Below are 8,061 nucleotides of genomic sequence, written 5' to 3' on the forward strand. Positions count from 1 at the left end.
CAATGGTTCCCGCTCTCCGCTATATCTTTGTGTAGGCTACCGCATACACAAAGGATGCCACTACGATCGGGACTAAAGAGTAGCAATAGGCTTGAAAGTTAAAAATGGACAAGGTGTTATCTTTTCAAAGAAAAATGACCTTTAATTTCGGGTGTTCCATTACTAAAGTTTATCACATACCAATAATCGTTAGCCGCCAATGGCGTTCCGTTAAAAGTACCATTCCAACTGGTATTCGTAGCATTAAGAATGGTGATGAGTTTGCCAAAACGATCAAAAATATGCACCGTAGTGTTGGGGTATTTTGAAATGCCTTTAATATTCCAAACGTCATTAAATCCATCACCATTAGGTGTGAAAAATTTAGGAATGCCTACTACAGCAATCGCTTTGCTAACACTACCGCATCCGTTTTTGTCGTTCACATATACGGTATGTATTCCCGAGGATACATTGTAAAAAGCATTCGAATCCTGCCAAAAACCACTAGGTTCGTCCAAGCTGTATTGGTAGTCACCAGGCCCACTTACTTGAACGGTTACTGTATTAACATCACTTAATTCAACAATGTCTATAGCTTCAATGGTTGCAACATTAGAAGCGGTTACTGTCAAGGTTCTCGTGCGACTACAGCCTGCAGCGTTTGTAACGTCAACGGTATATACACCCTCAGTGTTGACGTCCAAAGTAGGCGCGTTGGTGCCAATAGTAGTGCCGTCTTTCTTCCATGAATACTCGTAGTCTGTGGTCGGTGTGGTGTCCAAAATCCCTGCATCTAGCGTAACAAAAAAAGTAGCTAGGTTCGAACATACCAACTCATTTTCTGAACCATCCAGATTTAAGCTAATGTTCGGAACAGGATGAACCGTAAAACACAAAGCGGTGCTAGCCGTACAAATGGTGTTTATAGGGTTGCTAACTATTGCGGTAACTGTTTGTGAACTCGTTATAAAGGGGTTCGGCAAAGGGTTGGGTAAAAGGGTGTTGTTTTGATCATAATATTGAATCACCATGCCGGTTTGACCTCCTCTAATAATACTGTCAAAAGCAGAAGTGTCGAAAGCAAATGTGCCATCTTGCTGTGTTGGTTCTATTTCGTCATCGCAAGCTGTGGTTAAACTCGAAGCAACAGTAAAGGCTCTTGGGGCTTCATCCACAGTAAAGGTGATTAGTGTTTCATCCGAACATTGTTGCGCAGTGGTGTTGGTAACAACGGCCTTGATGGTTTGTGATGTTGAGGCAAAAATCGCTGGAAAAGGACTAGTAATTGTATTGCCATTGGCATCTATTAATGGTTGATTAGCTTGGTCGAAATAACGAATACTTACATTGGTTTGGCCCTGCAGCAAAGTAGTCTCGAGTGCAGCGGTGTCAAATGGAAATATCCCATCCGAAGTGTCGTCACATTGTCTTGGAATTTGCACCGCATGTGCAATAGGGGGGCTTTCTACAGTTAAGGTTAAATAGGGGCCTAATCCGTAACAAGCATTGTCCAAGTCGCTATCAATTCGAATCCAAATATCTTGCGTGTTCGGGTAGCCTATGTTTCTGTAATTAGAAAGATTAGAAATAGCATTCAATTCCGCCAAGGCATCAGCTTCGTTTCGGTAGTAGTTGATACTGTATGTTTGGTTTGTGGGAAGGAGTGCTAATATAGTTGCTTTTGTCGGCAATAAATCAAAAGTGCTGATGCCATCTCGATTGTTGTTATTGGGAGTATTGTTGCCGTTGGAATCAAAAAAATCGTCACAAACGGGGGCGAAAGGAATTTTGTAGGTAGGCGGGATATTGGTTGCGGGTACTTTTAACGTGATTTTAGCAACACTAGCACAAGTTGTCAATGGGTTGGTAATTCTCGCCCAAACCGGCATAAGTGTTGGAATGCTATTTTCAAACATCAGCGGATTAGTAATCAGGTCGGTCGTTATTGCAGTATTGGCACCATTTAAAGTAGTGTAATATGTAAAAGTTTCGTTGGTATAATTGCTTGAAATAGTAGCGTTGTTAACGGTTAAGTTGAAAAAAGTTTTGCCATCGACTACCAAATCTGTGTCGCATTGAATTATACTGACTTCGTTGACCACCGGACGAGGATGTACTACAAAATCCAAAGTAGTAGTCGCTATACAACTGGGGTTAGTAATGTTTTCGATCCTAACAGTTATCTTTTGGGTGCTAGTCAAAAAGGGATTGGGTAATGGGCTCGGTAACAGATTACCAAGGGCATCCGAGTAACTTACCGTCATGCCTGTTTGACCGCCTAAAAGAATGGCTTGGATGCTTGACGTGTCAAAGGCATAGTTTCCATCTTGAGTAGATGAAATGGGTTCGTCATCGCAGGCAGTTGTTAAGGTTTTAGGAACTTCAAATGCTTGTGGTAAATTGTCTACCGTAAAAATTATGTTTGTTTGACTAGCGCATTGCAAAGAGGAGTTATTGGTTACAATAGCTCGTATAGTTTGAGATTTTGTAGTAAATCTTGAAGGAAATGGGCTTACTATTGCTATTCCGTTTTCGTCTTTTAGAGGAGTATTGCTTGCATCAAAATAGGTGACTTTACAGTTGAGTTGTCCTTGCAGTAAAGTACTTTCAAGTGCGCTGGTGTCAAAGGTATAAATACCGTCCTGATTGTCATCGCATTGCCTGGCTATGGAAACAGGATGTGCAACCGGTAAAGGTTCTACAGGAACCGTGATTGCTTTTCGGGAGCTACAGCCATAATCTACATAATAGGTCGTCGTATTGTTTAACGCGGGCGTAGTATAGCTGGTTCCAGAATACAATAAATTTCCACCGTTGGCGGCATCAAACCAATTCACATTGCTAGAGGAGGAAGACACTGCAATGCTCATGGATTGTCCAGCACAAATGCTATTTGGAGGTGTAAAGTTTAATTGTGCTATGGTTATTGAGGTACTCGCCGAAAGTTCTAAAATAGGATCTCCAGGCATTCCTCCATATTCTACAATAAATCCTTTGGGTTGATAATTTCCTGAAGCTTCACCTGTGTTGGACAAGTCATTCCATGAGCCAGCGATACCAACTCCAGGCGCTGTGATGTGTGCGTAGTCTTCGTTGCCTAGTTGGTTTGGTTCGTTGATATTCCAATAGGCAAAGTTAGGACTCGAGCCGTTGGTTAGTCCGTTCCAAAAAACAATACCATTGCCACTATTGGCTAGTCCTTCTGGGCCAGTGACCCACTTCCATACGCCTTCTGTGTTTTCATCTGTGCCGCCAACCCATCCTGCGCCATTGGCTTGTTCGCCACAAAGCTTTGCTTCTTCTAAGGATAATAGTGTGGCTAAATAACCTTTTAGGCCATAATAGCGCAGGCTTTCGGCTTGTGCTTTTGCAGCTGTCCAAGTAATGCCTGTGTTGGATACGTATTGATAGTAATGACCGGTAGAAGGGAGATAGTTGGCTTGACCAAGGGTAATAGAAAATGTTCGGTTGCCAGAGGGAGAAGCATCAGCATTAGAATAGCTAATATCTTTTAGGGCGGCCACAAAGTCGGTATACAAAATTCGTACACTGGTTGGGCTATATAGTTTTAGCTTTCCAGCAGCAGCATCCCAGCTACTTACTATTTTGGGGTGAGCAGCAGGGTTTTCCAGTCGTAATAGATCTAAGTTTCGGTTGTATCCCGCTGCTATTTGAACGTACATCGCCTCTGCATCTGGTTCAGCAACATCATGTGTGATGGAGATGGTTTGGATGATTTTTAATGCAGTTCCTGGGCAATAAACTTGATTGCCTGAGGCTGTTATTTTAGGTGGATCAATCGCAAATGCTAAATTTGAAAAAAAAAGAGCAAGAATTAAAAGCGATCGATATATAACTGATATTTTCATTAGATAAAAATATCGTTAATTCTCTAGAATAACTAGTCTTAGGGTAGTTTTTGGAGTTAAATCAAAGAAATAACTAGACTTGCTATAAATGTGCTACTAATAGTTAAATTTTTTAAATAAATCCCAAACGACAATACCTGCGCTCACCGAAATATTTAAAGAATGTTTAGTGCCCAATTGCGGAATTTCGATGCATCCGTCACAAAGAGCTACTGCTTCTTGTGCTACACCATGTACTTCATTGCCAAAAACTAAAGCATATTTTTGTAAAGGATCTACTTTGAAATCTTGTAAAAAAACAGCGCTTTCTACTTGTTCGATAGCCAGAGTTACCACGTTGTCATTTTTTAAAGCGGTAATGGCTTCTAAAACATCGTCGTAATGTTCCCAAGCTACTGTTTCTGTTGCACCCAAAGCAGTTTTATGTATTTCTTTGTTGGGAGGTGTCGCAGTAATGCCACAGAGTATAATTTTTTCTACCAAAAACGCATCGGCAGTTCTAAATACAGAACCGATATTGTGAAGGCTTCTCACATCATCAAGAACCAGAATTAGCGGGGTTTTTTCGGATTTTTTAAATCCTTCTATTGATTTTCTGTCCAGTTCGCTATTCTCTAATTTTCTCATAAGTCAAGATCTTAAAAAAAAAGCTTCCTAGTCAAAGGAAGCTCTTTAAATGTGTTTTTTATTTTTTAGCTTTTTACGCCCTCAGCAGTTACAGTTCCTTTAATCGTCAAAACTTTTGAAGGTTGTCCTGCAGCGTTAGAAGTTACGGTTACGGTTTTTGTAAAAGCACCCACACGATTGGTGTCATAACTTACGCCAATACTACTGCTTTTTCCTGGTAAAATAGGCTCTCTTGGAATACTTGGAACAGTACATCCGCAAGATCCTTGTGCATTACTGATAATTAATGGAGCGTTTCCATTATTGGTAAAAGTAAATTCACGTTTTCCATCTGAACCACGTGCAATAGTGCCATAATCAAGCGTTTCAGTTTTAAATACTAAACCTGCACCCTGAACTTTTGCTGTAGTTGTTTTGGCTTTTTTTAATTTTTTAGCAGTTTCTTGTGCTGAAGTAGTAGCAATTCCAAAACCGAAAACTAATAAAAGAGTGATTATTTTTTTCATAAGATTTAATTTAAAGTATCGCAAATCTAGGTAAAAATTAGAAAATGTAACACAATTACAGTTTAAAATTTTGTTTTTTGAACCGCCTTTATTCACTATAAATCTATAAATTCGCTGACATATTTTATTGAATTTAATACTCACCCAATTTGGCAGCAAAAGATAAAGGCGTTAAGGAAACGCCGTTAATGAAACAGTATAATGAAATTAAGCGAAAATATCCAGATGCGTGTTTGTTGTTTCGAGTAGGCGATTTTTATGAAACCTTTGGTGATGATGCCATTCGTGCCTCCAAAATACTCGGAATTACGTTAACCAAAAGAGGGGCGGGTTCAGAAACTGAAACGGCTTTGGCTGGTTTTCCGCATCATTCCATTAATACGTATTTGCCCAAGTTAGTTAAAGCGGGTCTTCGTGTGGCGATTTGTGATCAGCTAGAAGATCCCAAAATGACCAAAACGATTGTGAAACGTGGAGTAACTGAATTGGTTACTCCTGGGGTTTCTATGAACGATGAGGTGTTGCAGTCCAAAACCAATAATTTTTTGGCTTCGGTATATTTTACCAATAAAAGTATTGGAATTTCATTTTTAGATGTTTCTACTGGAGAATTTCTAACCGCACAAGGAAATGCAGAATACATCGATAAGCTGTTGCAAAATTTCAATCCTAGTGAGGTCTTAGTGCCAAAAAACAACAAAAATACGTTCCGAGAAACATTCGGAGACGATTACCATAGTTTTTATCTCGAAGATTGGATTTACAAAGAAGATTATGCTTTTGAGAGTTTAACGAAGCATTTTCAAACCACTTCTTTAAAAGGTTTTGGTGTTGAAGAATTGAAAGAAGGAATCGTGGCTTCGGGTGCTATTTTGTATTATTTATCAGAAACACAGCACAATAGGGTACAGCATATTACGGCCATACAACGTATCGCAGAAGATGCTTATGTTTGGATGGATCGTTTTACCATTCGAAATCTAGAGTTATACCATAGTTATAATCCTAATGCGGTGACCTTGCTAGATGTAATCGACCGAACACTTTCGCCTATGGGTGGGCGATTATTGAAGCGTTGGTTGGCTTTGCCTTTGAAAGATGCGGTCAAAATTCAGAGTCGTCATCAAGTAGTAGGGTATTTAAAAGAAAACCAAGAAGTTTTAAAACAAATACAATATCAAATCAAGCAGATTTCTGATTTGGAACGTTTGATTTCGAAAATCGCTGCAGGCAAAGTATCGCCTCGTGAAGTGGTGTATTTGAAAGAATCCTTAGATGCTATTCTGCCGATTAAAACGATAGCTTTGCAAAGTCCGCAAGAAGCCGTAAAAGTAATTGGTGATAGTTTACATAGTTGCGATTTACTTCGTGAAAAAATAAAAACCACCTTAAATCAAGATGCGCCAGTTGCCATTGCCAAAGGAAATGCGATTGCAGTTGGCGTACATTCAGAATTGGATGAGTTACGCGCGATTTCAACTTCTGGAAAAGAATTTTTAGAAGGAATCGAGAAACGAGAATCAGAGCGTACAGGAATTTCTTCTTTGAAAATTTCTTTTAATAATGTTTTTGGATATTATATCGAAGTTCGAAATACGCATAAAGATAAAGTGCCAAGCGAATGGATTCGTAAGCAAACTTTAGTGAATGCGGAACGTTATATTACCGAAGAGCTAAAAGAATACGAAACCAAAATTTTAGGTGCCGAGGAGAAAATTCATAAAATTGAAGGAGAGATTTTTGAACAATTAGTGCAATGGATTTCAACGTATATCAAGCCAGTTCAAATGAATGCCAATTTGGTGGCGCAGTTGGATTGTTTGTGTTCGTTTACACAATTGGCTATCGAAAACCAATATGTTTGTCCTGAATTGGATGAAACTTTTGAATTGGATATTAAAAACGGTCGTCATCCAGTAATTGAAAAACAATTGCCTGTTGGTGTGCCTTACATCGCCAATGATGTTTTCCTAGATAGAGATACACAGCAGTTGATTATGATTACTGGACCAAATATGTCGGGTAAGTCGGCTATTTTGAGACAAACGGCCTTGATTGTGCTCTTGGCTCAAATGGGAAGTTTTGTTCCAGCAGATAGCGTTAGAATGGGTATCGTGGATAAAATTTTTACTAGGGTAGGAGCTTCCGATAATATTTCGATGGGTGAATCTACTTTTATGGTCGAAATGAACGAGACGGCTTCTATTTTGAATAATATTTCGGACAGAAGTTTGGTGTTGTTGGATGAAATTGGCCGTGGGACAAGTACCTATGATGGAATTTCTATTGCGTGGGCTATTGCGGAGTTTTTACATGAGCATCCATCGCAACCCAAAACCCTTTTTGCTACGCATTATCACGAATTGAATGAAATGAGCGATGCGTTGAAGCGCATACAAAATTATAATGTCGCTGTAAAAGAATTAAAAGATAACGTGCTTTTTATTCGAAAACTAATAAAAGGAGGTTCTGCACATAGTTTTGGGATTCACGTAGCCAAAATGGCTGGAATGCCGCAGTTGGTGATTTTGAAAGCACAGAAAATATTAAAAAAATTAGAAAAAGACCATTCAGGTGACGCTTTAAATGGAATCAAAGCGGCAAAAGATGAGATGCAAATGAGTTTTTTTAATCTAGATGATCCCTTGTTGGAAGAAATTAAAGAAGAAATTTTGCAATTGGATATTAATGCCATCACACCAATGGAAGCCTTGATGAAGCTCAATGAAATAAAACGAATGCTCAGTCGAAAATAATTTTTTTGATAACCGCTGGGTTATCAAAAAGTTATCATTTCGGCTTAAATTTTTTTATAAAAAAGGCTTGTATTATTGAATATTTGTGTTACATTTGCAACCGCAATGACAAACAATTGTTGTGGTTCTTTAAGAATATGAAATGCGAAAATAGCTCAGTTGGTAGAGCGCGACCTTGCCAAGGTCGAGGTCGCGGGTTCGAGCCCCGTTTTTCGCTCTAACACTACATCATGCTCGGATGGTGAAATTGGTAGACACGCTGGACTTAAAATCCAGTGAACAGCAATGTTCGTGCGGGTTCAAGTCCCGCTCTGAGTACAA

The 8,061-nt window shown here is 39.3% G+C and carries 4 protein-coding genes and 2 tRNA genes; 3 read left to right on the forward strand and 3 right to left on the reverse strand.

The window, feature by feature from the left end:
- Positions 1-116: 116 nt before the first annotated feature.
- The 3 genes from AO58_RS17525 to AO58_RS0103940 all read right to left on the reverse strand — a co-directional run bounded on the left by AO58_RS17525 (position 117) and on the right by AO58_RS0103940 (position 4,984).
- Positions 117-3,851, reverse strand: coding sequence for an FIDD domain-containing protein (locus AO58_RS17525; RefSeq protein ID WP_024980452.1), 3,735 nt, complete (start codon positions 3,849-3,851; stop codon positions 117-119).
- A 96-nt stretch (positions 3,852-3,947) separates the two neighbouring features.
- Positions 3,948-4,478 carry an RNA methyltransferase gene (locus AO58_RS0103935; protein ID WP_024980453.1) on the reverse strand — a complete coding sequence of 177 codons (531 nt, stop codon included), beginning with the start codon at positions 4,476-4,478 and terminating at the stop codon, positions 3,948-3,950.
- A 65-nt stretch (positions 4,479-4,543) separates the two neighbouring features.
- Positions 4,544-4,984, reverse strand: coding sequence for a DUF1573 domain-containing protein (locus tag AO58_RS0103940; protein ID WP_024980454.1), 441 nt, complete (start codon positions 4,982-4,984; stop codon positions 4,544-4,546).
- 149 nt (positions 4,985-5,133) lie between these two features.
- Here AO58_RS0103940 and mutS point away from each other — a divergent pair, with 149 nt between their 5' ends.
- The 3 genes from mutS (at position 5,134) to AO58_RS0103955 (ending at position 8,058) form a co-directional block, all read left to right on the forward strand.
- Positions 5,134-7,740: a DNA mismatch repair protein MutS gene (gene mutS, locus AO58_RS0103945; RefSeq protein WP_024980455.1), complete on the forward strand. Its 2,607-nt coding sequence runs from the start codon at positions 5,134-5,136 to the stop codon at positions 7,738-7,740.
- Between the two features lie 144 nt (positions 7,741-7,884).
- Positions 7,885-7,957: transfer RNA gene (locus tag AO58_RS0103950), tRNA-Gly, on the forward strand.
- A gap of 15 nt (positions 7,958-7,972) precedes the next feature.
- Positions 7,973-8,058: transfer RNA gene (locus AO58_RS0103955), tRNA-Leu, on the forward strand.
- Positions 8,059-8,061 lie beyond the last annotated feature (3 nt).

Origin of the sequence: Flavobacterium succinicans LMG 10402 (assembly GCF_000611675.1) — a bacterium.
Classification (GTDB): domain Bacteria; phylum Bacteroidota; class Bacteroidia; order Flavobacteriales; family Flavobacteriaceae; genus Flavobacterium; species Flavobacterium succinicans.

Bases quoted from the DNA above. Each gene is read 5' to 3' on its own strand.
- AO58_RS17525 (WP_024980452.1), bottom strand. From the start codon at position 3,851: ATGAAAATATCAGTTATATATCGATCGCTTTTAATTCTTGCTCTTTTT.
- AO58_RS0103935 (WP_024980453.1), bottom strand. From the start codon at position 4,478: ATGAGAAAATTAGAGAATAGCGAACTGGACAGAAAATCAATAGAAGGA.
- AO58_RS0103940 (WP_024980454.1), bottom strand. From the start codon at position 4,984: ATGAAAAAAATAATCACTCTTTTATTAGTTTTCGGTTTTGGAATTGCT.